Source organism: Rubrobacter tropicus, from assembly GCF_011492945.1.
Lineage (GTDB): Bacteria > Actinomycetota > Rubrobacteria > Rubrobacterales > Rubrobacteraceae > Rubrobacter_D > Rubrobacter_D tropicus.
Window position 1 is genome coordinate 115,306 of sequence record NZ_CP045120.1, and the last position, 26,644, is coordinate 141,949.

Consider the following 26,644-nt stretch of genomic DNA (forward strand, 5'->3'; position numbering starts at 1 on the left):
CACCGGCGGGCCCGGCTTCCCTTGCCGCTCGACGACGAGCTGCCGATCCGCCCCGTCGGCGGTCCCTGGCAGCGGTTCCACGGGGCCGGGTTCGGCTCCGTGTACTTCGGCCGCAAGAAGAAGTACCGTTTCGACGACCCGAACGGCGAGTACGGCGTGCTCTACGCGGGCGCCGACGAGTACGGCGCCTTCGTCGAGACCTTCCTGCGCAACCCGGAACTCAGGCTCGTGGACCGCACAGAGATCAGGGCGCGCAGGCTCGCGGAGCTCGAGATCGCCCGGCGCATGCGGCTCGTGGACCTCACGGGCCCGGGGTTGCAGCAGGCCGGCATAGACCCCGAGAGGGTAACCGGGGACTACTCCCTCTCGCAGCCGCTCTCGCGCGAGATCTACGAGCACCCGGCGACGCCGGACGGGATCCTCTACCGCGTGAAGTACGATCCGAGCCGGATCGGGGTCGCGCTGTTCGAGCGGCGTCGTACGAAGAACGCGGTCGTGCCCGAAGACCGCGGCTGCCTCCTCGATCCCCACAACGACCAACTGCTGGCAGACCTGCTCCAGGAGTACCACAAGTACATCTGAGGCCGCGCACGGTCCACGTTCCTGTCGAGTAATCCTTCGTCAATTCCAACGTCGGATAAGCAACAATTACCCGACGTTGGCGGCCCCGATCGTGTAGGATGTGCGCGTCGTCTGGCTTCTGGCGGGGAGGTTTTCTTGGACAGGTGGGACGGCCCGTTCGACGCGAACGTCGTCAGGGGCTTCCTCGCCCACATGCGCGAGGGCGCCAACGTCGAGCTCTTCCGCGACCGGGCGGGACCGGAAGGGATCTCCCGGGAAGCCGAGCCCCTCGGCTGGCTGCAGAAGCGCGCCCCGGGGCGCTTCGTCGGCCAGACCCTCTCCGGGAACGTGCTCGCGGAGGGGGCGCTGCCCCTCGATCGCGCGGTCGCGGCCTTTTTGGAGCTAGAGCCCGGGTGGGTCTTGCACAACGTCGCCTACAGGCCGAAGGTGTTCTTCCGCCGCGCCGCCGACGTCACCGACGGCCTGCGCGCGGCGGTCCGTGAGGTGATCGCCGACAAGGGTTCCGCCGGCGACCGGCGGCTGGAGCGCATGAAGGTCGAGCACTGGAACGATCGCCTACTCGACTGGGGCCTCGCCGGCGCCGCGCTCGTGTCGCTCGGGCATCCCGATCACACCGAGGAGGTCCAGAGGGAGCTCGCGCCCGATGCGCGCGAGGCCTTCGAGGCGTTCAAGCAGGCCCGTCCAGACCTGGAGCCCTGGTAGCGGTGGCCGCGGACGCCTCGGGAACCGCGAAGGGGAGAGCCGGCGAGATCGCGCTGGTCCCAGGGACGCCGCCGCCCGGCACCCTGGCGGAGTTGGAGGGGCGGGCGGAGCGCTACTTCCGCTCCGCCCGCGCCCCGAACACCATCAAGGCCTACCGCCACGACGTCTCGGACTTCGAGGTGTGGTGCAAGGTGGACGCCGGCGGGCTCCCGCCGCTGCCCGCCGCGCCGGCGACGGTCGCGCTCTACCTGGCGGACCTCGCGGGCCGGGGCCTGAAGGCGTCGACGATCCGGCGCCGCGTCGCCTCCATCGCCCAGCTCCACCAGGAGGCGGACCTGGAGGACCCGACGAAGACGAAGGCGGTCAAGAACACCTACCGCGGCATCGTCCGCGAGATCGGATCCTACCAGGAGGGTAAGGCCCCCATGCTCGGGCCCACCGTCAGGCGCGTCCTCTCGGCCTTCGCCGGCGAGCACGGCCCGGCGGCGAAAAGGGACCGGGCCATCCTGCTCGCGGGGCTCGCCGGCGGCTACCGCGTGGGCGAGCTCGCCTCGCTGTTCGTCGAGGACGTCGAGTTCGAGGACGGCGGCGCCGTCGTGCTGCTCAGGGGCTCCAAGACGGACCAGCAGCAGGCGGGGACCTTCAAGGGCATACCGCACGGCCGTCGCCCGGAGACCTGCCCCGTCACCCACCTCAGGGCCTGGATCGGGGAGCTGAGAAAGACCGGCCGCCACGCCGGCCCGCTCTTCTGCGCCGTGGGGCGCTACGGGAACCTGAGGAAGGGTGGCATGGCCGCCGACTCCGTTTCCAGGGTTGTCTCCAAGAGGGCGCAGGCCGCAGGGCTCGACCCCGAACGCTACACCGGGCACTCCCTGAGGGCGGGGCTCGTCACCGGGGCTTCCGAGGGGGGTGCCTCGGACAAGACGATCATGGACCAGTCCAAGCACTCGAACCTCGCGACCGTCAACCGCTACAAGAGGAGGAGCGGCCTCTTCAAGAACAACGCGGCCGACTACCTGGGCCTATAACGAGGGCGCGTCTCTGATTGTCGAGAAGGCCCGTTCGACGAGGCCCGATTCAAGCAGCGCATCTACTACGGCGGCCGATGTGGCAGCCGCTTCTCGTCCCAGGACGGTTCCCGCCTCCAGGTTCGTTCCCGCCTCCAGGTTCGTTCCCAATCCGTACCGGGTCAGGTTGGCCGAGCCAAGAAGGACCATTCTCTCGTCGACGATCACCATCTTCGCATGAAGGAGGGGGTGAGTAGCACGGTCCCCGCCGAGGCCCGCCCCTCCGGCAGAGAACACCGCCAGATCTCCGCCTACCCGCTCCGCCGCCCGCCGCAGTTCCTCGATGGCGTGACTGTTGACCGAACCCAAGTCCGAGGCTTCGTGCGTCACGAGGACGAGCTTCGCTCCCCTGACCATCGCATCGGCGAGCCGCTCGAACAGCAGACCCATTCCGCGCGCCTCCACGTAAGGGGAGAGCAGCACCACGCGGTCGCGAGCACCGGCTATGAGCGAAACAGCCGCCTCGAAGTACGAGGTCGCGCCTGGGGTGGCGCCGCGACCGCCGGTGCCGCCCACGCGAAGCGCGGCGGGTAGAGTCCATACCACTTGCGACGAGGCTTCCTCACGAGCGGGGGTTGCCGCTTCTTCTCCCGTTGCCAGTCGGAGGAGCAGCCGCGATAGGGGACCCGCTTCCAGTACCGCGGGCATCTCTTCTCCGGGCAAGGCGCCCTCCCGCACGAGGGTGCGCAGGACCAAGTCCGGGGCCCGCTCGTCGTCGAGGAGGTTTTGCGCCCATTGGAGGTTCCCGAAATCCACGGTCCGTCCCACCCTTGCCCAGAGCGGCGCCGCGAATCGCGCCAAAAGGGCCTCGTCGGCCGCGAGGGCCTCGAGTAGTCGGTCTACGGCGCCGGTTCCGTCGCCGCGAGCTGGTCTCGGCTCCTCAGAAGCGTCTTCCCGTCGCAAAATCGCCCCTTCTTACACCGCCGCGGGGTACGTTCGCGCGTTCTCCCAGTACCCGTGGCGGATGACGGGGACGCCCAGCGAGAGGTTCCCTGACTCCCCCTGCGGGGTCGGCCCGCCGTAGAGCGCCGCGCGCGAGAGTTCGCCGTTGAAGGAGGGACAGTTGTGCTCCCGGTGTAGGCACCCGACGCACGCGCCGCCCTCGTCGGTGCAGAAGGGATCGTAGACGCACTCCCGCCCGGAGGAGGCCGAGTTTGTCAGCCAGGTGCCCAGCCGCTGCTCAAAGAGGGCCGTGAGCCCGCCTATCTTCGTGTCCGCGTACCGGTTCGCGTACAGCACGCCGGCCAGGGCGCCGGGAAGGAGGTACTCGCCGACGCTGTTCTGGCCGAACCCGCTCCACTCCACGTGCCTCAGGAGGACGTGGCTCACGGTGTGCAAGAGCGTGCGCACCGCGACCGCGGGACCCTCGCCATACTCGGGCTCCCACCGGTTCTGCAGCAGCCCGGGCGCCACTCCGTACAGCCAGGCCCACGCCTCCTCTTCGGTGGCGGGCGACGGCCCCTGGACGAAGGCGTTCTCCACCAGCCACGAGGACACCCGCACCGGGTCGAGGCGGAGGTACACCCCTTCGGTCTCCGCGGCCACCACGTAGAGCGGGGTCTTGTTTTCGAGGTCGTCGGGGGGGAACGGGACGAGGATGCTGCGGCCGGGGTCCCGCGTGATCCGCGTGTAGCCCACCGCGCACAGGGCCGCCGGGAAGTCGTTGACCACCCTCAGGTCGGCTATGCCGAGGTCCCTGCTCGCGCCGGAGACCGCCTCCTCGAGGCCCTCCGCCCCCTCAAGGTCCCCGCGCGCCCGCGCCCAGCCCGCGGCGGTCGGCGCGTCGGTGGTGCGCAGGGTGTCCAGCACCGCCACGTGCTCGACCAGCTGGCGCGGCGGTGCCGCGTCGTCCGCCGGCGCGGCGGGGCCGAGCAGCGCACGGACGCGGTCCACGGCCTCCGACCCGGGCGGGTGGGCGGCCCGCTCCTGCTGCTCCCGCCACTGTCGGACGAGGGGGTTGTCCGGCTCGATCTCCTCCAGCTGCCGGGCCATCGCGGCCACCGTCTCGTCCATTTCGCCGTTCTCCGCCCCCCTCGCGCGGCGGCTCCTGCGGCGCTCGAGCACCGCCGGGACCGCCTCCGAGAGGACGCCCCACGTCCGGGCGAGGATCAGCGCCAGCGTTTGCGGCTCGTTGTACAGCTGCCCCTCCTGCTGCTCGTCGAAGTTGACGAAGGGGACCACCTGCCCCAGGTGCAGGGCTGGGTCCGTCACCGGCACCGTTTTCAGGCCCCTTTCCCACTGGTTCTGCGCCACCCTGTTGCTGTAGGCGCAGTTGCAGGGCGTCATCCGCAACCTTCCGATCTCCGCCCCGCCGCAGGCCCCGCACAACCAGCGGGCAGAGGTGACGCGCCCGGTGTCCAAGAGACGCACGTACGAGGCGCCGTGGATCCGGCACCTGGGGTAGTGCAACTGCTCCAGGCGACCGCAGTTGTGGGCCTGCACGTACCTCAGTTGCGCCAGCACCCCGCCGCAGGCCGGGCACCGCCCCGGCTCGCCCTCGCGCCGCCCCACGAGATCGCGCAGCCGATACACCCGCCCGCAGCTCCGGCACTCGAGCAGCGAAGGGTACGGCTCGAACTTGACGTTAGTGGGCCTGCCGACGACGTAGCCGTTGCGGTTGCGCTCGTCCCGCGGGTCCGCGAAGCCCGCCCTCAAAGACTCGTCCTGTCGCTGGTACAAAACGTCGCTTAAGGCGTCGAAGAGCGCGTTTCGGTTCACCCCCTCCTCGCGGAGCTCCACCCCAGTCACCCGGCAGAACCCGTAGTCGTCGTGCTCGAAGACCGAGCCCGGCAGAAACCCGTACAAAACCTGCGTCTGACCCCTGCTGAAAGCCACCACGTCCTCCTCGGATCTCGCGTTTCGCGCCGCTACGAGCGGCGGAAATGCTGGAGTTCTTGCCAATCGGAGTCGGGGGCCGGCTGGAAACCGACGCCCACGTCCACGTCGCGCAGGCTCGTCATGGGGGCGGGCCGCACAACGTCGACGACCTTGTCCTCGCGTCCTCCCCGAACACGCAACACGAACCGCCTCGTCTGCTCTTTGAGCACCTCGTCCATCGCCAGTTCCAGGCCCTCCGGGTAGACACCGTCCGCCAGGGCGTAGGCTGTCTCGACGTCGCGCAGGAAATCCACCGGTGCGACCTGGAAGGGCAATCTGGTTCGTTCCGAGGGCGTGAGCAGTTCGGCCGCCACGTTGCGTTTGCCGAGGTTGCTCCTCTTGGACTGCACCCCGTAGCGTCCGAGGAGCAGCCCGGTGAGCACCCCGGGCGCCGTGCGCTGTGCTGCGTATTTGGCGAACCGGTTGACCGGCACGGGCGAAACGAGCCTGTCGAGGTGCGCGTGGTACTCGTTGAACCTGTGGTAGATGCTGGAGGCGCGGATCGAGTAGGAGGCGAGCACCGCCAGGACCAGCCCCACGTGGCGACGTCCGCTCCTCGAGGATGCCTGGATGTAGGCGGCCGTCTCTTCCGGGATCCCGTCCATTACCATGAGGTTGAACCGCTCGACGTCCACGCCGTGGCTTATGACGCTGGTCGCCACCGTGGCGTCCAGGTGCCCCTCTTGCGCCCAATCGGGGGGGGCCTCGACCTTGCGCACCGTGCCGGCGATGTCCGCGAGGCTCGAGTCCCCCGAGAGGAACTCCGTCGAGAGGTCCCTCGCGCCGCCGGGCCTGATCCGTCCGGCCTCGCGGTCCAGGCCCTGGCGCACCCTCAACCCCCGGGCCTTCGAGCCCACGTACGTGAGGGTGGTGCTGTAGTAGCGGAGCAGGGCACGGACTTCCTCTTCGGTTCGCGCCGTGGGGAGCCAGGCGGCCGTTCCGTACGGGTCCTCGTAGAGCCGGACTATCTCCTCGTGCAGAAGGCGCGCGCACAGAGAGGCCGCGTCGGCGGCGTGCAGATGGGGTGGTCGGAATGCCACGTAGAGCCTCGCCGTCTTCGGCCCTCCTTCGAACGCCTCCGCCGGAGCCTTCGCCTTACGCTCGCTTGTCAGGAGCGTTTCTCGGTCCGGCGCGGCATAGAAGGTTCCCAGGCGGTTGTAGCCCCGTCCGGGGAACCTGCGCGCGTGCGGGACGCCGTAGACGTGCCGGACCTGGTGCTCGAAGCCTTCGATCGTGGCGGTGGCCGCGATCGTCTTCGGCGGCAGGCCGCCTACCGCGGCCTCGCAGGAGCGCACGAGGGTTTCGTAGTGACCCGCGAAGGCCCCCAGCTCCTCCTGCAGGAGGTGCAGCTCGTCTTGGACGTGCAAGCTCGGCGCGCCGTCGTATGGGGTGACGACGGTGCGCACCCTCGGCCGGCTCCTACCGCTCGTGGGGTTCGTCGGGCAGCCGTAGACGCAGAAGTCTCCCAGACCGTACCCGTGCTCGTCGTGCTCCGGGCACCGCCAGGCAGCGCCACCCCACAGCATGCCGAACTTCGGATTCCAGGCCACGGCGGCCATCTTGTCGATGGTGCCGATTACCACCGTCGGCAAAAAGCGGTACACCTCGTCGTCCGAGACGTAGACCGCAAGCTCAGCCTGGCACTCCGCGCAGACGTGACGAATCCTGTGGGCCGCGCGATCCGGGACCACCTCCACGGATTCGGCCCGCCCGCACGCTGGGCAGTCGCCCACCAGCAAGAGCTTCTCGCGAAGCTTGGGGTCCCTCTCCAGCCGCTCGAACGACCACCTCCCCCCGTCGGTCCTCAACTGGTTGGGCGTGCTGGTACCCCCGACAAAGTAGCCCAGGCTGATGGAGTCGGAGTCCCGGCTCGACTCCCCGAGCAGGGAGCGCCTCTGCTGCTCGGTCTCGTAAAGAACCTTCGCGGCCCGCTGCAGCTGTTGCACGCTCAGCATGCGCAAAGGGAATCTCAACCACGCGGTGACGCCGAAGCTTTTGCCCCGCAGCCTGTCGTAGAGGGCGGCGCAGCTTATGAGGCCCAGGTAGGCCTCCGTCTTGCCCCCGCCCGTGGGGAACCACAGCACATCCGCCCAATCCAGGGCGTTCTCCCACGAACGTTCCTCCCCCGAAGGCCACTCACCTCGGGAGACGCCCTCGCGCACCGCGAGGGCCGGCAGCTGCGTGACGATGAAGGCGATCTGGAAGAGGCGCCACCGGTCGTATCGGCCGGCAGAGGTACGACCGAACACCTCGTTCATGGAGACAAAAGCCCTCAAGAGCCGCTCGTCCGCCGCGAGGGCGGCTATCCCCGCGGCGAAGCGCGACTCCTCGTCCACGAAGGCCTCGAGATCCTCCCGGCACTGCGCCAGCCCCTCGGGGTCGAGGCCGAGCTCGTTGCCCTCGACCACGCGCTCCCGCCAGTCGGCCGCGTACTCGGCCATCGCCCGCCGAATCCGCTCCAACGCCCCGAAGGGGTCCCGGGCGAGGTCCTCGAACCGCGCGACCGGCTCCCGCACGGTGGTCTGGCGCGGCTGCTCGTAGCGGGCCAGGGTCCGGGTCCGAACCTTTCTGCGGGGCTCTCCCGCCGCGGACGGTTCGTCCACTTCGGCGCTCGCCCCGTGCCCGACGGCCCACACCTGTCGGTCGTACTGGTAGTCCTTTGGCACCGGCAGGATCTCCACCGGGCGGAGCTCGCCGCGCGTCACGCAGCCCTCCAGCTGACAGTCGGCCAGCACGTGGCGCTGGTCGACGGAGCGCCGCACGGGATCCCTGGGCGTGTCGTTTTTGAGGTAGCACCTCACGCGGATCCCCCCGCCGTCGGCGGGGCTCACCCGCAGATCGAGGCTGGCCCGCAAGGGCGGCCTTATCGGCCCCCCGTGCGTAGCTCCCCGGAGGTGCCGCTCGTAATCCTCGGGCGCGGCGAGCGCCTGGGCCGGTACGGTGGCGGGGCCGCGCAACTCCCGCCGGATGTCCGGCTCGGCGACCGCCGAGTCGAGCACCGAGTCGAGGGCACGCTGCACCTGCCCGTCGTCGGTCAGGCGCTCCTTGCCGCGGCCGTGTTCTAGGCGGAAGGTCAGCGCGGGCACCTCCACCCGGCGCCGCTCGTACACCTCGAGGAGCGACACCTGCGCACGGGGCGAGTTGTTCGCCCCGCCATGCCCGGCCCCCCCGTCGGCTTCGCCCAGCTGCCGGCGCTGCTCCTCGAAGGTCGGGAAGTGCTGGGTGTAGACGGCGAAGCTCCCGGAGACGGTCAACTCGCCGTCGCCGTCCTCGCCTGGTTCTGCCTCGATCTCGAAGCCCAGAGACGACGGGGGTCGGCGGGTGGCGTCCCGTCCGGCCCCCCGCCTCTCCGCCTCGGCCTGCTCGGCGCTACCGAATGAAGCCTCTTCCTCGCCCTCTCCGTCCGAGCGTTCCGCGTCCGACTCGCCCGGCGCCGCGTCCCCTGCCCCTTCCGGGCCGGCGGGACCGGAGGGGCCGTTACCGACGCCGGCGCCGCCCTCCGCGACGGCCCCCATCCCGGTCCCGTCTTCCGCTTCCTCCTCCAGCGCTTCCGGCTGCGCGACGTCGGGGTCGCGCGGGCTCAGCACGCCGAGATGGCAGTGGTCGCTCGGCAGGGTTCTGAGCACCCTCCGTTCGTGCCTCCCGGCCAACCGGCGCTCCAGGTCATCGACCAGGTGACGAACCAGCACCAACTCGTCTTGGTAAGAGAACGGCTCCCGGTCCGGGGACTTATGTGCGCGTGTTTCGGTCACGGCGTCTCCTTCGTATCGCTCAGAACAGGGTTGGCTGGTCTTTGGAGCTTCGGCCCCTTGCCGCGTCCGGCGGGCCGTCGTCCAGCCGACGGACGGCTCGCACCTCCCGCAAGGACACCGCCGCCACGACTTCCTCAACCGGCGTCCCGAGCGCATCCGCGCTCTCGAGCGCCGCCTCGTAGTTTGCCCCTCCTGCGAGGCGTCGGAGGACCCCGTGGAGCCGCCTGCCCCACCTGCGCCGGGCTCTCCTCTCGGCCTGGATGCCGGCGAAGGCCAGCCTCATGCCGCCGGTGTCGGCGTACATCGCGCTGGCCCGGGCCAGCAGCTCGAAGTCCTCGTACCTGTCCGGCGCCAGAGCCTCATTCGCCCCGGAGGCGTAGTACCCGGCGACCGCTTCGTAGTTGACGGACAGGCCGCGCCCCGCGAGCTCCCGGTACAAGCGCCGCCTGTTGCCCCCGTGCTTGGCGAGTGCAGCCTGCTTGGCCCGCCGCCAGAGGTCCAGGATCAGCGGGACCTCCAATCCCCGCTCGTCCCTCATGGCCTCGACGAGGCGTTGAAAGAGGTCGTCGTAGCGGTCGTCGACCAGGGCCACGACCAGCATCCCCGGGCGCAGGTCATTGGCGGCCGTCCGGTCGAACCTCTCCGTCGCCGGGTAGTAGACGTCCACGAGGTGGCGCTCCCCGTAGACGACGCGCTCTCCTTCCTCGTCCAGTACCTCGACGAGCCTCGCGTCTGGGGTTCTTGGCTCCCCAGGAGAAGCCGAACGGCTCGGGACCCCGACCACGGTCTCGTCCGCCCAAGAGAATTGGTCGGTCGAAAGGTCGCCGAGATCGAGCGCCTCGACGGCGTCGGGTTCGGCCGGCCGCACCAGTCGGGTCTTCCCTCCCCCTTCGGCGCGCCTGACTATGCGGGCTCGAGGCGAGAAGGGCGCGTCCCGAAGCGTCGTGCGGCCGTTTGATCCCGCGGGTCGCGCCGGCTCCCTTCCGGACGGGGGCGCCATCTCTCGCAGCATCGCCGAGCGGACGCCGTCGTCCTGCAGCCGTTCGATCGGGGCGTGAGCCCGGCCCTGGTTCGCCGCGTCGATCACCGCCTCGTAGGGGTAGGCCAAAACGTGGACCGGCACCCCCGGGTAGACGTCCAGGTACCGGTTTTCTCCCGTGCGGTAGCCGAGCAAGACGGTCTCTGCCCGCTCGCCCTCCGCGATAAGCCTCGGCTCGCCGCGCGCCGTGCTCAGGCTTACCAGGCCGTCTTGCAGCGCCTCGGACCACCCGTCGACCACCTCGCCTAGAAGGGAGGCCAAAAGGTTTCCCTCGTGCTCCGTGGGCGCGACCACCCGCAACAGCCCCCCGTACGACCCGCGCACCCTCCCCTCGAGATGGCCCTCGATCAGGCTCGCCGCGGCCCAGAACTTCACCGGCTCCGACCGCCTGATGAGCAGATCGTAGGCGTCCTTGAGGGCTCGAATCAGCACGGGCCAAGACACATCGAGGTAGGCGCCGAGGCGGCCCGCGGCGGTCGGCCGGTCTTCCTCGAGCAAGGCCAGGCGTCGAGCCAAGGTCACGGTCCCGTAGGTCAGCCGCCGTTGCTCCTCTGCTTGTATGAGCGGCACCGCCAGCTGCCGGAGGCGGTGGTAGATCGACCACCCTTCCCGCAGCGCCGGAACCCAAGCACCAACGCCGCCAACCCTCACGGCCCCGGCGAGGACCTCGTGAGCCCGGAGCAACGCCTCGTTAACGGGTTCGTCCTCCCACACGTGGATCGTCCGCTCCGGAGGCTCGGCCGGGACCGAGCCTCCCTCAACGGGTTCGCTTTCCGCCGAAAGTCGTCCTGCGACGGCGCTCACGGCCGCGGGATCCCAAGCCCAGCAACCGTGGTCCGTCCCCTCGGCTTCGCGGAGCGCGGCCAGGCGGCCCTCCTCCCACGGGGGAACTATGACCACCTGCGCCCGAGCCGATCGGACCGTCGGGTGCTCCAGCAGTTCCTCCAGGTGCGCCGCGGTGCGCGGATGGGTGGCGTCGATGATGACGCACCCGAAGGCGCGCGTCCCCCCGGAGGGGGGCTTCCAGCCCGGGTTCGCGACGTACACGCGCGGCCTGGTCCCCCTTGGGGACGGGGAGTACTTGGAGAGGACCTCCATCTGCCAGTAATCCGAAAGCGCGAGCGACCCGACGCGCAGGGCCCGCAAGAGCTCCGCGCAACGGCGGATGCGTTGCGTCACCAGGAGGAGATCGCCGCGCACGAGCGGGCCGCGCTCACCCTCCGCCACACGAGAGCCCTCCCGATGAACGAGGTCGGCGAGCAGCAGGCTGACCGCCAGGTACCGGCCCAGGCTTTGGGTTGCGCCGGGAGCCACGACGATCAGGCGCTTCCCAACCCCGCGTGAGCGGACGGGCAGCCTGGCGCAGAAGACCCCGCTCACGCGCTCCACGACCGTGCTTACCAGCCGAGCCCCGTTCTCGCGCAAGGGGATCTCGTCCTTGAGCATCGCCGCGGCCAGAGTCTCGCCCTCCCCGAGGAGGGCGAGGTCTTCAACCCACACGGCAACCCCGGCGCATCTTCTAGCTACCCTATGAGCACCGGCGGCGTCCCGCCCAGCCCGTCCAGGTGGCGCCGGTAGATAACCCCGAGCCCGTCGGCATGGCGGCCGTTGCACGCCTCGGCGACGGCGAGCCCGGCGGCCAGGAGGTTCTTGCGCTGGTCGGTGTCGGCCCGGGTGCTCACCTGCGGCGCCCCCGGGTGCGTGTCCGCCTCCGCGGACGCCACGCACTCAATCACGAGGTCGCAGAGGAACGCCCTTTTGCCCCGCTTGCTGTGGTCCGCCGCGTTCTCCGAGTCGACGACCGCGAGCCCGACGACCCGGAAGCCGGACCTGCGAAGGGCGTTGCTCAGGGACTCCCACGCCGCGATGTCATTGTTGTGGAACGTCAGGATCAGACGCCCGTCCCCAGTCAGCGTGCGGCGGCTCTCCGCCAGGCACCCGGCGACGGTGTCCTCGTAGCTTTGGGTGTCCGCCCCGCGCGTCGGGTTAGGCGCGGCTTCGGCGTGCTCGTCCGGGTTCGCCTGCACCCCGTCGTAGGCGCCCAACCACGCGTGGAACAGGCGCGCAAGCTCCCCGTATTGGACGTCGTCGTGGTACGGGGGATCGGTCAGCACGAGCCGGGCGCCACCGTCCTCCAGGCCCTGCTCCGCGCTGGTGCCCGTGGCGAGGAGAACTTCCCCCGGCCCCAACCTCCGGCGCGGCGCGCCATTCTGCCGGACGCCGATCCGCGATGGCATGGGGGCGCTCTCTACCAGCCACTTCAGGGCCCTCTGGGCGGCTTGGAGCCGTCTGGGCAACGTGCCTCTCCCTATCGGGGACAGCAAGTTGGCCTCGACGGCGACCTGCGTGTAACGCGCGTAGCGGTGATTGGCAATCGCCTCGAAGACCTTCGGGTTGTGCCGGTCCCACCGGCACAGGTACCCTGGCATCTCCGAGGCCCCGAGGACCGCCAGGGCCAGACGGTCTTTGACGCCCTCGGGGTAGTCGAACTCGCGAACCAGGTCCAACGCCCGCAGCAGGGTCCTCAGTTGGCGGTGGGTGTACAGGTCGGCCCACGTGCGGTACCCGGAGAGCACCAAGTGCCTGGTCTCGAGACCATCCGGGATGTCGAGCCTCAGAGCCTCCTCTTCCTCGGGCGACTCTGCCACGTCGCCGACGGGATCGCCCTCCCCGACCGGCCGCAGGACGGAAGACGCGTTCTTGCTCCACGAAGGGGATCTCTCCTGCACCAGCACGGGCCGCCAGGACGCAGACCCCCAGCTGACGGAGGAGCGCGCCACGCCGCGCCGGCAGTGCGGACACCCCACCAACTCGTCAGGACGGGGCCTCCCCGCTTTCTCGACGGGCCACCTGCGCGAGCACCCGGCGCACCCGAAGCTGCGAACGCTTGCTCGCCTGCGGCTCACGGTCCCGCAGGAGCGACAGCCGAAGAACGCGAACTTCTCGTCCTTGCCGCGTGACGCCACAGATACCAGCGGTTCCCTGAACAGGTGGATAGGAACGTCGCAGTGGGGACACGGGATCACCCTGACCCTGAGCACATGAGTGGCCTCCCAGACTACGTCGCCTTCCTGACGTCGGTACCAGGCGCGGTAAGGCTCCAGGGCGTCGAGCAACCGGTCGGCGGCGTCCTCGAGCAACTCCAGCGCTGCGGGGTTGAGCGCGGCTGCCAGGCCCCGCACGGGCCAAGGATAGAGGTCCTGGGCGTAGACTGGAAGGCCCCGGCGCACGGCCTCTATGGCGACGGTGCCCCCGCCGCTGAAGGGATCGCTGACCACGAGCCCCTCCGCGCCGAGCTCCTCCCGCGCCGCGTCGAGTATCGCGCCCATCGCCGGGTGCTGCCTGCGCGCCCACCAACGGAACACGGAGATCGCCGGAGAATGCGCCTCCCTGTTGGTGCGCTGCACGCCGATGCGTTCGTCGACCTCTCCCCACGGCACCTTGTCGATAACGCTCCCCATGCTAGTGACGAATGATAATGCAATCTGGTCGGCTCGGTACGGTCCCCCACGCGCGTATGCTCGGCTGCGTGGGCCGGGAGGAGGGGGATGCGGATTGCGAGACGACGGGCAGATGGCCGAGCAGCGAGGGCGAGTATCTGTTGCACGAAAGCCCGCGGGGTTGGACGATCCTCTCCCCCTCTCTTGCTTTCCCCCGGCCTAAAGCTATTTCGAACTGGGTCGATAACGTCTTGTGATGGCCGTCCACACCACCGAAGAGGAGACCCTGATCGGCCTGGGAATGGAAATCTTCATCGAGCACCGGACACTAGCGCTCCTGGCCGCCGGCGCGGGCGTCGCGATCGCCCTGGCGTACCTCGCGGCCGACTACGTCGTCGTGCCGGCGCTCCGCCTGCGCGCCGCTCGCCGCCTCGGGCCCAACGCCGTGAAAAACCTGCTGGACCACGAGCTGGGACGCCTCACCCGCCTACGAAACGCCGCGGCCGTCCAGGAGGAGCAGGGGCATCCCGGCGCGGCGGCGCTTCGCGACGAGGCTGAGCTGCGGAACCTCGTCGTCCGGGCGATGGAGCGCGCGGCCCGTGGCCCGTGAAGACCGGGACGGCTGCGCCCGTCCCGGCTCAGTCCTCGCCGGCGGGAGCCCCGTCCGCGCCGGGGGCCGGCTCCTCGACCACCTCGGTCTCCGGCAGGTAGAAGAAGAGCTGGTGCACGATGAGCAAGCTCAGGCACGCGCCCTTCTCGCCGAACTCCTCCTGGCTCGCCACGCCGTGGCCCACGCTGTTGCGCGAGAGGGTGGCGGGCTTGCCGGGTTCGAAGTTGGCGAAGTACGCCTCCTCCAAGAACCTTCCGAACCCATCCGGGAGCAGCCAGCTGTTCTCGTGCAGCGACGAGCGCCGGCCCGCGGTTCCCGTCCTCGCGAGCACCCTCTGCTTTGGGTTCCCGGTCCCGCCCAGGGCCTCGTGGATCGAGCGCAGGATGCCCTCTATGCGCGAGTGGACCAGCGCCGTGCAGCTCATGTAGTCCCCCGCCTCGAACCGCTCGAGCGCGCGCAGCAGCAGGTCCCGGTGCGGCCCGAAGAGCTCCGCCTGCTCCCACGCCTCCCGGAAGCGCGGCACGGCGGCCCCGACGGCCTCGACGACCTCCGGCAGCACGACGTCGAGGTCGATCCGCGAGCGCGCGAAGCCGACGAGGTTCCGCGAGATCCGCCTCGGCAGCCCGATGAAGGGGAACCATCCGCGGCCTATCATGAAGTCCCAGGTTTCCGTGTCCATCGAGGCGATCTCCGCATTCATCAGGTACGCCATGCACGAGCCGAGCCGCCCCGCGACGTCGTAGTCCCTCTCCCCGACGCCCTCGCGCAGGGGGGCCAGGTCGAAGAAGATGCCCTTGCGCCACCCGTACGAGAACACGGCCACCACGCCCGCGTCGGGAGGAAAGACGATCTCCTCTTCGGTCTCACGCACCACGAAGGCGACCTTCGCCACGTCCACCATGTCGTCCTCGCCCAGCGGCTCACGCGCCCCGAAGGGCCGGGCGGACCTCACCTGCGCCCTGATGTCGCACTCGTTGAGGTAGACGGTGGCCGTCATGTCCTTACGGTAGATCCCCACCAGGTGGTCAACCTGAGAGGGCTCGACGCGCGCCCCCTGCGGCAGCGCCGAGAGGAGCTCCTGGGCGAGGCCCTCCAGGCGCGAGACGAAGATCTCGCCGTCCCCCGAGGACGTGAACTCCGTCGAGCTGACGCGGATCTCCTCGCCCTCGCGCGCCGCGGAGTCGATGGCGAACCCGAGCGTGGGGTTCTCGCCCGGCAGGCGGACCTCGTGCGGCATGCTACGCCGCCGCCGGCCCACCGGAGGCGCCGCCTGTCTGCGCGGGCGCTCTCATGAGGCGACGATGGGTCCCGCTCCCCCGCGCGACAAGCCGCCGGCCAAAACCCCTCCGTGTCACAAGCGTCGCCCCACCAGCGTCTCCACCGCCCCCCGGTCGAGCGCCTTCCAAGACGGCCTCCCCGTCGTCGGGAAGACCACGAGCTCCCACGTCTCCGTGCGGCCGTCGGTCGCAGCCGGCGGGTGGTGCTCGATCCAGACCGGGTCCACCAGACGGAACGCCTCCACCACCGCCCCGCGGATCGACTCCGCGGCCTCCGTGACCCCCGCGCCCGGGTTGCCCTCGATCTCCGAGCAGACCACTACCACCCTGTCGCCGAGCAACTCGCCCTCCTCGTCCGGCTCGAAGATTCTCACTCGGCAGCGCCCGCCCCGCGGCGTCGGCTGCACGTGGCTACTGGCGAGGTGCATCGGCGATCGTACCGGGGCGCATGGCCGGGATTGTACCGGCCCTCCCCGACCTTTCCCGATCAGCGCCGGCTCCGGCCCTGGCCGCGCCACGGCCGGCGGAGGATCAGCTCGACCCTGCCCTGCACCTCGACGTCTTCGGCCGGCGCCACTATGTCCCGGTGCTCGCCGTTCTCCGCCCTGAGCCGTATCACGTTCCCCTCCCGATAGAGCCGCTTGACCGTCACCCGCTCGCCCTGCAGCAAGGCGGCCACGATCGTCCCGTCCGGGGGCGAGGGGTCGGCGACGACGAGGAGCTGGTCCCCGTCCTCTATGCCCGCCCCGGTCATGGACTGCCCGCTGGCCTCCAGCAAGAAACGCCCCGCGCCGAAGAGCTCGCGGGCCACCGTCGAGGCCTCTTCCGTCCGCACCGCCTCGATCCCCGGCCCCGCGGCGATCCGCCCGAGCGTCGGGATCCCCCCGCCCGCAGCGTCCAAACCCTTCTCCGTGAGAACCGCCGAGCGGGCCTTGCCCGCCGAGCGTGTCACGTAGCCCTCCTCTTCGAGCGCCTTGAGGTGGTGATGCACCGTCTGGGTGCTCGAAACGCCGACCGCGTCGGCGATCTCCGGGATCGTCGGGCTCCTCCCCTCCCCCGCCTCGCCGGCCAGGAACTTCAGGATCTCGAGCCTCCTCGGGAACATCTCCGAAAACCTCCGGGTAGCACCGCCCAGCTCCGCTCGACACCACTCTAGCGCGTTTCGCACTTGCGGTCAAAAATCTTTTTGGTCTATGATGGAAAGGGTAAAGACAGAAAGAGGAGCGCCTCCTAACCCCGGGCCTCCGGAAGACCGGTCCCTGTCGCCAAACCGAGCCGGTCTGTGGAGGTTTTCGAGAGGTCGCGGAAGCGCTCGCCCTTACCGGTAATTTTACCGGATTCGGGCGGTTTTCTCGACCCCGATCGGGCACCGGTCGCCGGGTTTCGGGCGCTCCTCGTAGACGAGAGGAGGAGCGCCCGTGGAGGCGAGCGTTTCAAAGATCCACCGCCACCCGCTCAGACCGGCCGGCTTCGAGGAGCCGCTGTTCCTGGGCCCCGGCGACAAGAAGGAGATAGCCGAGCACCTGCGCCAGAGCGCGGCCTGGCTGCGGAGGGCGGGCGAGATCCGGGAAGGCGGGCTCGAAGGAACCGGGGAGGTCTGCCACGTCCTCGCGAGGCCGGACGGGAGCGCCCACCTGGTGCGCGGCTTCGCCAGGCGGCCGGGGTGCCGGCGTCGCCGCCGGCGCGCGAGCAGGAGCCGGGTCGAGCGCGTGATCGAGCGCTGGCGGGAGGTGCGGGGGTGGTGGACGCCGGGCCGCGGCTCCGACCGGCTCTGCTTCAGAGTGCAACTCGCGGGTGGCTCCGTGTTGGACCTGGCCCTCGACCACGCCGGGTCATGGACCCTCCTGCGCGTCCTCGATTGAACGACCCGGGCGGTGGTCCCGCCGGGGTCTTCTGCCACCTCCACGTCCGCAGCGGCTTCAGCTGGGGGCTGGGCACGGCGAGCCCGGAGGAGCTCGTCGGGTCGGCCGTGGAGCTCGGGATGCGCGCGCTCGCGCTCACCGACCGCGACACCCTGGCCGGGATACCGCGCTTCTTGAATGCCTGTGAAGGCGCGGGTATTTCCCCGCTCGTCGGCGCCGAGGTCACCGTGGAGGTCGGGGACGGCGCCGGCGCCGCCCGCGGCCACGTGGTCCTGCTCGCCGCCTCCACTCGAGGCTACCGAACACTCTCGAGGCTGCTCACAGCCTACCTGCTGCCCGCGGAGGGCGCCTCGTGGCCCTCCGCGGCCGAGAGGAGGAACCCGGCCTGTCCCTCGGAGACGCTCCTCGAACACGCCGCCGCCGCCGGCGGGGACCTGGTGTGCCTGACCGGCGCGGTCCCGTTCGGGCTCGTCCCCTCGCTGGCGCTGTCCCCCGACGCGGCGCTCCGCAAGAGGGCCGCCGAGGTCCTCGCGCTGCTCGCGGAGGCCTTCGGGCGGGCGAACGTGTACGTGGGGCTCTCCGACGACGGGACGCAGGGCTCCAGGAGGCGGATGCGGGCGGTCGAGCTCCTCGCCGGTCGCTGCGGGGTTCCGACCGTCGCCGCCGGCGAGGTCACCTACCTGCGCCCGCGCAATCATCGGCTCTCGGAGGCCCTGGCGGCGGCCAGGGACCTCGCCCCGCTCCCGCCGCCCCGCTACCGGCCCACCGATCGACTCTTCTTGCGCCCGCCCGGGGAGATGGCGCGCCTCTTCGCCGACAGGCCGGATGCCCTGGAGAACGCCGCACTGGTGGCCGAGAGATGCGCCGGCGCGGTCCCGCTGCTGGGCGGATTCGGCCGGGGCGTGCTGGTCCCCGGCGCGAACCTGGAGGGAGGCCAGACCGAAGACGGCCGGCTCGCCCGCCTGGCGCTCGCCGGGGCGAAGAAGCTCTACCCGGCGACCTTCCGTGGAGAAGACGGCGCCTTCCCCTCGGGGTCGGAGGTGCGCTCGCGCCTGAACAAGGAGCTCGGGGTCATAGCCCGCATGCGCTTCTCGGGCTACTTCCTGATCGCCCACGAGGCGGTGGGGATAGCGCGGTCGCTGGGCACGCCGGTCACGGGCCGCGGCTCGGCGGCGAACTCGCTGGTGGCGCGGTGCCTCGGGCTTACAACCCCCGACCCGTTCGCCCACAGATTGTTGTTCGAGCGCTTTCTCCACGACGGCCGCGAGGACCCTCCCGACGTCGATCTGGACTTCTGTTCCGAGAGGCGGGACGCGGTGCGCTCCGAGTTGATGCGGCGCTACTCGGGGGTGGGCGCCGCGGTGGCGGCCACGGCCAACACGCTGTCCCTCCGGGGCGCCGTTCGCGTGGCCGGCCGTGCCCTGGGCTACTCCCCCGCCGAGGTCGACGCGCTCGCGAAAAACGTGCCGCGCAGGATCAGGGACCGCGACCGGTTGGTGAACTACGCCTCCGAGTGGGATGTCGCGCTCTCTTCGCCGGCGATGCGCGGCCATCCTTTGCAGGACCGGGAGCGCTACGCCCTGCTGCTGGAAATCGCGGAGGACCTCGAAGGGAGGCTCCACCAGCCCGGCACCCATCTCGGCGGGCTGGTCCTGGGAGCCGCCGGCATGCACCTCTCGGAGATAGCCCCGCTCGAGCCCAGCGGCACTGACGGGCTCGTGCGCGTGCAACTGGACAAGGACGACCTGGAGTTCGTCGGGTTGCCCAAGTTGGATTTGCTCGGTCTCAAGACCCACACCGCCCTCTCCAAGGCCGCCGGCATGGTCTCGGAGAGGCTCGGCCGGAGGGTGGATCCCCTCTCCCTCCCCCAGGACGACCCCGCGACCTACCGGATGATCCGTCGTGGCGAGACGGTCGGGGTCTTCCAGCTGGAGTCGCCCGGCCAGATGAGCCTGCAAAGGCGCCTGGGCGCGAGAAGGATCCAGCACATCGTCTCCGGCGTCGCCCTCTTCCGCCCCGGCCCCCTGGAGGCCGACCTGGTCACCACGTACGTCGCCAGGAAGCAGGGCCGCGAGCCCGTCTCCTACCCGCTCACCGAGATCGAAGAGATCCTGCGAGAAACGTACGGGGTGCTCATCTACCAGGAGTCCGTCATGGAGGTCGCCTCGAAGCTGACCGGCTGCACCCTGGCCGAGGGGGACCGTTTGCGGCGCGCCATGACGAAGGACCGAGGGCCGGGCGCGATCGGTGAGCTGCGCTCGTGGTTCGTGGGCCGGGCCACGCGCCGCGGCGTGGAGCGGGACAAGGCCGAGGAGGTCTTCTCCTGGATGGAAGGCTTCGGGCGCTACGGCTTCAGCGCGGCGCACGCCGCCAGCTTCGCGGAGCTCGCCTACGGGTCGGCCCACATGATGGCCCACTGGCCCGCCGAGACGACCGCGGGCATCCTGAACTCCCAGCCGATGGGCTTCTACTCCCCGCGCGTGATCCTCAACGAGGCCAGGAGACGGGGCGTGGCGGTCCTGCCCCCGGACCTCCGCCGCTCCGGCGAGGGCTTCTCGGTGGAGCGGGAAGGCCGCGCCCTCAGGCCCGGGCTCTCCTACTGTCGCGGCCTCTCGGGGAACGCGCTCGCGGCGATCCTCTCCGAGCGGGAGAGACGGCCCTTCGCCTCCGCCGCCGACCTCTACCGCAGGACCCCGGTCGAACGCGACGTCCTTGCGAACCTCATCCGGGCCGGCTTTCTCGACGGCCTTCACCCGAGGCGGAACCGCGCGGCGCTCCTCGCCGAGACCGGCGGCCTGCCGAACAAGCGCCGGAGGGGGAACCAGCAGGAGCTGCCACTCCCCCACCCGACCTCCTGGTGGGAGTCCAGGGAGGGACGCGCGGCGGTCGCGTCCCTGCCGCCCCCGCTCACGGACCTCGAGAGGTGGGAGTCGCACGTGCTGGGCCTCAACCTCCGCCGCCACCCGCTCGCCGCGCACGCCGACGCGCTCGGCGCTTTGGGCGTCGTGCCCGGCCGCGAACTGCGAGACCTCCCGCACGGGACCCGCGCCCGCGCCGCCGGCGTCCTGGAGACCCTCCAGGCGCCCCCGACAAGGAGCGGCGCGCTCGTCCACTTCCTGCTGACCGAAGACGCCTCCGGGCTCCTGCAGAGCACCATCTTCGAGCGTTCCTACCACCGGTTCGGGCACGTTTTGTACGAGACAAGCGCGTACCTGCTGGAGGGACGAGTGGAGCAGGACGAGAGGCGCGGGTTCTGCTTCATTGTCGAGCGCCTGGCCGACCTCGACGCCGTGCTGCGAGGCGAGGCCGGGCGCGAGCAGCGCCGCGGGATTCGGCAGCGGAGATCCGCGGGGGTGGCCTGAGCCGGTCTCGGCCTACCGCGTCCGGTCCACCGTCAGCGAGTCCATCGCCCCCCTGAAGCGCTCCCACTGCCCCTCCCACTCGGCCAGCTTCTCGCGGCCCTCGGGCAGGATCTCGTAGTAGCGCCTCTCCCGGCCCGTCTCGCTGCTGCGAGCCGTCCGCGAGGAGACGAGGCCCTGCTCCCTCAGCCGCGAGAGCAGCGGGTAGATGCTCCCGTCGGCCACCGTGGGTTCGGGAAGCACCTCGCCGAGGATCTCCCGGAGCTCGAAGCCGTAGCGCGGCCGTTCGGCGATGAGGGCGAGCAGTATGTGGTCGAGGAAGCCCTTCAAACGTTGGGTCTGGCGGGAGCCTCCGCCGTTCCCCCGGCGATCGCCCTGACGAATCACGCGCGGCCTCCCGCCGCGAGCTTGCGGGCCTCCCTTATGGACTTCCAGCGCGGAGGGTAGAGGCGCACCTCGACCCCGTCGAGGCCGCTTCCCCCCAGAAGCTCCCGCGGCAGCCTCTCCGCCTGCACGAGCACCGCCCGCGGCTCGATGCGCTCGAGCATCTCGCGGCACCCCTCCTCGAACAGGCGCCTCTCCTCCGGGTCAGACAGCCTCACGCCCACCGTCGAGATCGCCACCGGCGAGCCCCGGCCCACCCCCATAAAGCAGAACGGGTAGGAGGCCTCGTCCGACCACGAGACGGTCGGGATCACTTCCACCCCTTCGGAGGCCCAGTAGGCGCCGCACCAGCGGTTGCGGTAGACGTTGAAGAGCTGCAGCGCCAGCGGCCAGTCGCGGTAGAGCGAGAAGTCCGGGGAGAGCGCGTAGCCCACCCTCCTGACGTAGGAGATCCCCTTCAGCGGTGTGCTCCAGACCGCCTCGAAGCGGTAGTCCTCGAGAAAGAAGTGGACGGCGCTCGTGAACTGCTCGTCTTCGAGGGAGAGCTGGTGGTTGAGGCGCGTCTTGTGCGGGATGAGCACGTCCGGGAGCCCCGCCCCGCGCGCCGGCGGCGGTATGGACGGGATGCCCAGGCCGCCCTCCGAGTCGAAGCCCAGGCCCAACCCGCGCGCCGTGTTCAGCGCGTCCACCGAACCCTGGGGGTGGCCCCTGCGCAGTTCAGCTTCGACGTTCAAGAATCAAGAACCTCGCCTACCGCCCGGAGCCCTCGCCCGGGCGCCCGCCGCGCCTCTTTTTGCCGCCCGAGGAACCGCCTCCACCGAAGGTCGCGCCGAGGACCACGCCCCCGACCATCACTGCCCCGGCGGCGCCACCGCGGCCTCCGCCGCCGGCACCGCCCTTGCCGCCTTTCGACGAGCCGCCGCGCGAGCTTCGCTGGCCCGAACCTCGGCTCCCGCCTCCGCTCCTGGGGCTCCCGCCGGAGTAGCCGCCGCCCGAAGACCTCCCGCCAGATTTTGACCCGCGTCCTCCCACGAACACCCCCTGGCCCGTCCTAGAGCGCCGCCAGCAAGATCGTCACCAGCACCAGCGCCTCCAGCGCCGCGACGGCGACGGCCGCCAGCAGCGCCCCGCTCAGCCGCTCCCGGTCCCACGAGTCCCACGGCAGCCGCAGACCCAGCAACAACCCTCCCCCCGCCTGCTCGTCGCCGGCGGAGCTACCGGCGACGCTCCCGGCGTTGCGTCCCGCCCGTGTGCGCTCCCCCGGACCGTCCTCGACCGCGCCGGTCGGCACGCCCTCGCGCGACGCCGTCAGCTCTATCGCCTCTCCGACGAGGGACTCTATGGGCTCCCCCTCCTTACGCCTGGGCCTCGACTCGTACACTTTCAGCCACGCTCCTCTCCGTTCTGCGTTTTCCGTTCCCATCCCTCGGACGCCCGGCTTCGCTTTCGCCGGCGCGCGCTACCCGCGCGTCCCGGCCCGGGCCGCCGGCACGACCTTCTCGCCTTCGGGGTCGCCCTCGAGCGCCCGAACCGCGCCCCCCGCTTCGCTCCCCCGTCCGCCGCCGATGGCCTTCGGCGCGGTCTTGGCCTCCTTGAGGCCTTCGAGGCAGGCGGCCACGGTGGTCAGCACGCCCAGGCGGGTCGGGGTGTCCAGCTCTTCGACGTGGAACGACCGCCGGTTGAGCATCTGGCTCATCCGCGAGTCGTAGGGGACCTCCGTGACCCTCCGAAGGCTCGCCTGGTGAGCGGTCCTCACCTGCTCGGCCGCCGCCGACTCGTCGCTGGGGGGCAGGCGGTGGTTCACGACCAACGTCGTGCGCCCGAGGTCCACGCCGAGGTTCGCCACGTACTGGACGGCGTCGGCGAGCATGGCGCTCGGCACTACCTCCGAGTCGCTGACGAAGATCAGCTCGTTGCATAGCGCCAAGACGCGCCTGATGGCCGGGTCCCTGAAGCCCAGCCCCAGGTCGTAGACCACCATGTCGTAGTACCTGGACAGCACGGCGTCTATGCGCCCGTAGGCCTCGCCGAGGTCCTCGAAGCGGGTTATCTCGTGGGCCCGCTCGGGGCCGAGGACCACGTCCAGCCTCATCTGCTCGTTCTGGGAGACGTACCGGCGGAGCTCCGAGAGGCTGCCGATCTCGCCGGCGGCCTCGGCCAGGCTCACCACGGAGTCCGCCACGGGGTGCGGCACGAGCAGGCGGATGGAGCCGAAGTTGGGGTCCGCGTCCACCAGGCAGACCCTCATGTTGGTGTAGTAGGCGACGGAGCCCGCCACCGCGTAGGCTATCGAGCTCTTGCCGACGCCGCCCTTCGGGCTGCCCACGCACACGCGGGAGAAGCCGCCGACCGTCGTCTCGCGCAGCGAGAGCCGCAGCCTCCTCTCCAGCGTCTCCGCCGTGGAGGTCCTCGCCGTTCCGGCGGAAGGCGACGTCGCCCCCCGACGCTTGCCGTGGCACTCGCCCTGGCGGTTCATGCGTTGTACGAGCCGGGGCGTCGCCCGGCGCGCGGGCGAAGAGGAGATCTCGCGGCTCCTACCCTGACCCCCACCCTGGTCCCCGCCCTGGTCCCCGTCCTGGCCTTCGTCCCGACGCAAGACGGGCCGGCGGCCGGTGGCCTCGAAGAGGCCCTCCGAGAGCGACCCGAGGGCCGGCTGGAAGTCGGCGCTCTCCCTCGCACGCGGCAGGGGACAGGCGGGGTAGCCCGCGGCGAAGACGCCGTCGAGGTCCGCCTCGGACGCCCCGATCGGCGCGAGCACCACCGCCGGCCCCGGCCTCTGCCGGAAGCCCGCCGTGGTGGCCTCCGTGATCTCCGTGAGCTCCCCGCCCGGCGCACCGCAGACGACCACACCGTCGGCGGCCAGAAGCCAGCGGCGGCCGTAGGGCGAGGGCCCGCAGCAGGCCACGACGGCGTCGAAGTTTTCGTCCAGACGCCCGAGAATCTCCCCGACGTCCGCGCCGCCCCCGGGACCGTTTTCGGCTCCCCCGTCGCGGCCGGCCCCCTCTTCGTCCGGGCAGGCCAGCACGCCCATCCGCCGGCGCTCGTCCCGCAGCAGGGCGGGCATCCCCGCGCCGAGCGAGGACTGCTGCGGGCCGGGGTGCTCGACGCGCCCCAGAGTGTCCACGAGCGCCACGCGGAGCGGCTCGCCGCCCCCGTCGTGGTCGACCAGGAACGCGGCCAGCTCGTAGGCCAGGGCCCACGAGGCGGGACCGGTCGTCGCGTACACCGGCACCCGCCGGGTCGCCTCTTGCGTTGCGCTTACCATCTCCAGAACGCTCCTTTCGCTCTCGTTTCCACGCCGTTTTCGTTGATCGGTGTCTTGCCGGCCTCCCTCACCTGCGCGGCCCGGCCTTCCGGCCGCCGTCCGAGGTGATCGGCGGCGTCCCCCCGTCCCGGTCGGTACGCCGCTCCGACCGGCCCTCGCGCGGCGGTGGAGGCCCCGACGCCGCCTCCGTGCTCTCCGACGGCCGTGCCGCGGGCTCCGAAGAGGGCTCCGAAGAGGGCTCCGCCAGATGGTCGGCCGACGACGCCGGCGGCGAGGCGGGCGGGGACGCGGAGAACGAGGCCGAAGAGGTCACCTCCGGGATGTCGGCGGCGTAGACGAGCTCCACGTAGTCTTCCCGCTCCAGCTCCGTCCCGGCCGCCGGGTTCGTGGAGATGACGGAGCCCATCCTGGTCCCGACCTCGGCCTGGCCCGGGGCCGCCTCCACGGCGGTGTAACCCAGCCCGGCGTCGAGCATCGCCCGCTTGGCGTCGTCCAGGTCCAGCCCGACCACGTCCGGCACCTCGACGGGGGGCGGCCCGATGCTCACCGAGACGTCCACCGCCGCGCCGGCCTCGGCGGTTTCCCCGGCGGCCGGGTCCTGCGCGTAGAGGTCCCCGGCCTTCGTCTCCCCGCTCGGGTGGTGCTCGGTCTCCCCGAGCCGCAGGCCGGCCTCTTCGAGCAGCGCTCGCGCCGCCTCCAGCGTCGAGCCGCGCACGTCCGGCGTCTCGACCTCGGCGGGGCCGGTCCCCACCGTCACCGTCACTTCGGAGCCGCGCTCCGCCCGCTCGTCGGCGCCCGGGCTCTGGCGCACGACGGAACCCTCCCCCTCGGGGTCGCTCCTCTCCTCGCGGAAGGCCCCTTCGAGGCCCGCGTCCCGAAGCGCCTCGTCGGCCTCCTCGCGAGGGTCGCCCACGAGGTCCGGAACCTCGACGGGTTGGCCCTTGCTCACCATCACGGAGATCTCCGAGCCCTCCTCCACGGTGCGGCGCTCGGCGTCCGGGTCCGGCGCGGGCGCGGGCTCCTGGCCCACGATGACGCCGGCGGGCTCGCCGCTCGCGACCCGGCCCTCCTCCACGACCTTCAGGCCTTCCGCGGGGGATCCCTCCCCGCGCGCCTCCTCCAGCGGCATCCCCACCACGTCGGGCACCGGGAGCTTCTTCGCTTCCGGCTTCGCGCTCGCCCTGCTCCCGCCGACGGGCCCGGGGACGCCCTCGAGCACGTCCCGGATCCCACCGAGCGGCCCGCGTGCCACCTCGCCGGAACCGAACCCGCCGGCCGGCGCGTACGCCCACGCGTAGGCCGCCAGCGCGACGCCGAGGATAGACACCAGCGCAAGCGTCGCCAGCGCCCCCCGTCCGCGTTTCCGCCTACCTCGGGACGGCCGAGCTACCGTCTTGGTCCCGGAAGCCGATCCCTCGGGCGTGGGCTCGTCGAGGATGCGCTGCAGGTCCGCGGCGAGCGAGCCGGCGTCCGGGTACCGGCCCCGCGGGTCCTTCTCCAGAAGACGCCGGGTGACGGCGTCGAGGCCGGGGGGCACCGCCGGGTTCACCTCGCGCGGCGGGCGGGGCGGCTCGCCGACGTGCTTGACGGCGGTCGCCATCGCCGTCTCGGCCCTGAACGGCAACTCGCCCGTGAGCATCTCGTAGAGCGTCACGCCCAGGGAGTAAAGGTCGCCCGCGGGTCCCGCGGGCTCGCCGAGGGCCTGCTCCGGCGAGATGTATCCCGCGGTTCCCATCACCACCCCGGTCGCCGTCAGGTCGTGGCCGTCGCCCAGGCCCGGGCGGACCGGCGCCGACGCCCCCTCCATGGCGCCCGCGGCGGCGCCGGCCGTGGCCAGGGCGATGCCAAAGTCCGTGACCTTCACGTCGCCGGAGGCCGTGATAAGGATGTTGTGCGGCTTGATGTCCCGGTGGATCATGCCCTGCTCGTGCGCGGCGGCCAGGGCGTTGGCGATCTGCAGCGCCGTCTCCGCGGCGGCGAGCGGCGGGATGGCGCCGTAGCGGCGGATCCGGTCCTTGAGCGTCCCCCCCGGCACGTACTCCATCGCGATGTAGGGCGTGCCGTCCTCGCCGGAGCCCTGGTCGTAGACGGCCACGATGGACGGGTGTGAGAGGCCGGCCGCCGCCCGCGCCTCGCGCCGGAAGCGCTCCACGACCTCCCTCCTGAGCTCCGCGCTAATCGAGGGGTCGGAGCCCCCATCGGTCACACGCCCCTCCGGCATGCCGGGATCGGCGTAGCGGCCGTGCATCATCTTCAGCGCCACCGCCCGGTCGAGCACCGCGTCGTAGGCGAGGTAGACCTCCGCCATCCCGCCGCTGCCCAACAGCCCCCGCAACGCGTAGCGGTCGTCCACGAGGTCCCCTCCCCCGGCGCGGGCCCCGCCTTCGGGCACGGTCCCCTCCATCCTATCCGCCACGGCGGACCCCTT

19 protein-coding genes are annotated in these 26,644 nt (G+C 71.2%); 6 read left to right on the forward strand and 13 right to left on the reverse strand.

Features of this window, described 5'->3' with window-relative positions:
* Nucleotides 1–21 precede the first annotated feature (21 nt).
* From GBA63_RS22595 to GBA63_RS22605, 3 genes are all read left to right on the forward strand, one after another.
* Nucleotides 22–582: an RES family NAD+ phosphorylase gene (locus tag GBA63_RS22595; RefSeq protein WP_166180728.1), complete on the forward strand. Its 561-nt coding sequence runs from the start codon at nucleotides 22–24 to the stop codon at nucleotides 580–582.
* A 135-nt stretch (nucleotides 583–717) separates the two neighbouring features.
* Nucleotides 718–1,284, forward strand: coding sequence for a hypothetical protein (locus GBA63_RS22600; RefSeq protein ID WP_166180730.1), 567 nt, complete (start codon nucleotides 718–720; stop codon nucleotides 1,282–1,284).
* 2 nt (nucleotides 1,285–1,286) lie between these two features.
* On the forward strand, nucleotides 1,287–2,312 hold the full coding sequence (locus GBA63_RS22605) for a site-specific integrase (protein ID WP_166180732.1): 1,026 nt from the start codon (nucleotides 1,287–1,289) through the stop codon (nucleotides 2,310–2,312).
* On the opposite strand, the gene GBA63_RS22610 is transcribed toward GBA63_RS22605, so the two are convergent.
* The 5 genes from GBA63_RS22610 to GBA63_RS22630 are packed head-to-tail and all read right to left on the reverse strand — an operon-like array spanning nucleotide 2,307 to nucleotide 13,480.
* Entirely contained in the window at nucleotides 2,307–3,254 is a 948-nt protein-coding gene (locus GBA63_RS22610; RefSeq protein ID WP_166180734.1) for a phospholipase D-like domain-containing protein, read from the reverse strand. The two genes, GBA63_RS22605 and GBA63_RS22610, sit on opposite strands and share 6 nt — an antisense overlap.
* Before the next feature lie 12 nt (nucleotides 3,255–3,266).
* On the reverse strand, nucleotides 3,267–5,186 hold the full coding sequence (locus GBA63_RS22615) for a hypothetical protein (RefSeq protein WP_166180736.1): 1,920 nt from the start codon (nucleotides 5,184–5,186) through the stop codon (nucleotides 3,267–3,269).
* 32 nt (nucleotides 5,187–5,218) lie between these two features.
* On the reverse strand, nucleotides 5,219–8,980 hold the full coding sequence (locus GBA63_RS22620; RefSeq protein ID WP_166180738.1) for a helicase-related protein: 3,762 nt from the start codon (nucleotides 8,978–8,980) through the stop codon (nucleotides 5,219–5,221).
* Between the two features lie 19 nt (nucleotides 8,981–8,999).
* Complete coding sequence (locus GBA63_RS22625) at nucleotides 9,000–11,519, reverse strand: hypothetical protein (RefSeq protein WP_166180740.1); 2,520 nt, start codon at nucleotides 11,517–11,519, stop codon at nucleotides 9,000–9,002.
* A 23-nt stretch (nucleotides 11,520–11,542) separates the two neighbouring features.
* Nucleotides 11,543–13,480 carry a hypothetical protein gene (locus GBA63_RS22630; RefSeq protein WP_166180741.1) on the reverse strand — a complete coding sequence of 646 codons (1,938 nt, stop codon included), beginning with the start codon at nucleotides 13,478–13,480 and terminating at the stop codon, nucleotides 11,543–11,545.
* A gap of 232 nt (nucleotides 13,481–13,712) precedes the next feature.
* On the opposite strand from GBA63_RS22630, the gene GBA63_RS22635 reads away from it, so the two are divergent.
* Nucleotides 13,713–14,069, forward strand: a complete 357-nt coding sequence (locus GBA63_RS22635) for a hypothetical protein (RefSeq protein ID WP_166180743.1) — start codon at nucleotides 13,713–13,715, stop codon at nucleotides 14,067–14,069.
* Nucleotides 14,070–14,097: 28 nt separating this feature from the next.
* Here GBA63_RS22635 and GBA63_RS22640 read toward each other — a convergent pair whose 3' ends face one another.
* The 3 genes from GBA63_RS22640 to lexA form a co-directional block, all read right to left on the reverse strand.
* Nucleotides 14,098–15,306, reverse strand: coding sequence for a hypothetical protein (locus tag GBA63_RS22640; RefSeq protein WP_166180745.1), 1,209 nt, complete (start codon nucleotides 15,304–15,306; stop codon nucleotides 14,098–14,100).
* Between the two features lie 114 nt (nucleotides 15,307–15,420).
* On the reverse strand, nucleotides 15,421–15,720 hold the full coding sequence (locus GBA63_RS22645; RefSeq protein ID WP_166180747.1) for a hypothetical protein: 300 nt from the start codon (nucleotides 15,718–15,720) through the stop codon (nucleotides 15,421–15,423).
* A gap of 113 nt (nucleotides 15,721–15,833) precedes the next feature.
* The gene (gene lexA, locus GBA63_RS22650; protein WP_166180749.1) at nucleotides 15,834–16,451 is read right to left on the reverse strand and encodes a transcriptional repressor LexA; all 618 of its coding nucleotides are present in this window, start codon (nucleotides 16,449–16,451) and stop codon (nucleotides 15,834–15,836) included.
* 313 nt (nucleotides 16,452–16,764) lie between these two features.
* Between lexA and GBA63_RS22655 the strand changes: the two genes are divergently transcribed.
* Both GBA63_RS22655 and GBA63_RS22660 read left to right on the forward strand, forming a co-directional pair.
* Complete coding sequence (locus GBA63_RS22655) at nucleotides 16,765–17,208, forward strand: hypothetical protein (RefSeq protein ID WP_166180751.1); 444 nt, start codon at nucleotides 16,765–16,767, stop codon at nucleotides 17,206–17,208.
* On the forward strand, nucleotides 17,205–20,570 hold the full coding sequence (locus tag GBA63_RS22660; RefSeq protein ID WP_166180752.1) for a DNA polymerase III subunit alpha: 3,366 nt from the start codon (nucleotides 17,205–17,207) through the stop codon (nucleotides 20,568–20,570). The genes GBA63_RS22655 and GBA63_RS22660 overlap by 4 nt, the downstream gene beginning before the upstream one ends.
* 12 nt (nucleotides 20,571–20,582) lie before the next feature.
* On the opposite strand, the gene GBA63_RS22665 is transcribed toward GBA63_RS22660, so the two are convergent.
* From GBA63_RS22665 to GBA63_RS22685, 5 genes are all read right to left on the reverse strand, one after another.
* Nucleotides 20,583–20,954, reverse strand: coding sequence for a PadR family transcriptional regulator (locus GBA63_RS22665; protein WP_166180754.1), 372 nt, complete (start codon nucleotides 20,952–20,954; stop codon nucleotides 20,583–20,585).
* Nucleotides 20,951–21,685, reverse strand: coding sequence for a DUF4417 domain-containing protein (locus tag GBA63_RS22670; protein WP_166180756.1), 735 nt, complete (start codon nucleotides 21,683–21,685; stop codon nucleotides 20,951–20,953). The genes GBA63_RS22665 and GBA63_RS22670 overlap by 4 nt, the downstream gene beginning before the upstream one ends.
* Nucleotides 21,686–22,002: 317 nt before the next feature.
* A complete protein-coding gene (locus tag GBA63_RS22675; protein WP_166180758.1) occupies nucleotides 22,003–22,332 on the reverse strand; it encodes a hypothetical protein in 330 nt (109 codons plus the stop codon).
* 78 nt (nucleotides 22,333–22,410) lie between these two features.
* A complete protein-coding gene (locus tag GBA63_RS22680; RefSeq protein WP_166180760.1) occupies nucleotides 22,411–24,216 on the reverse strand; it encodes a hypothetical protein in 1,806 nt (601 codons plus the stop codon).
* A 67-nt stretch (nucleotides 24,217–24,283) separates the two neighbouring features.
* The gene (locus GBA63_RS22685; RefSeq protein WP_166180762.1) at nucleotides 24,284–26,632 is read right to left on the reverse strand and encodes a Stk1 family PASTA domain-containing Ser/Thr kinase; all 2,349 of its coding nucleotides are present in this window, start codon (nucleotides 26,630–26,632) and stop codon (nucleotides 24,284–24,286) included.
* Nucleotides 26,633–26,644 lie beyond the last annotated feature (12 nt).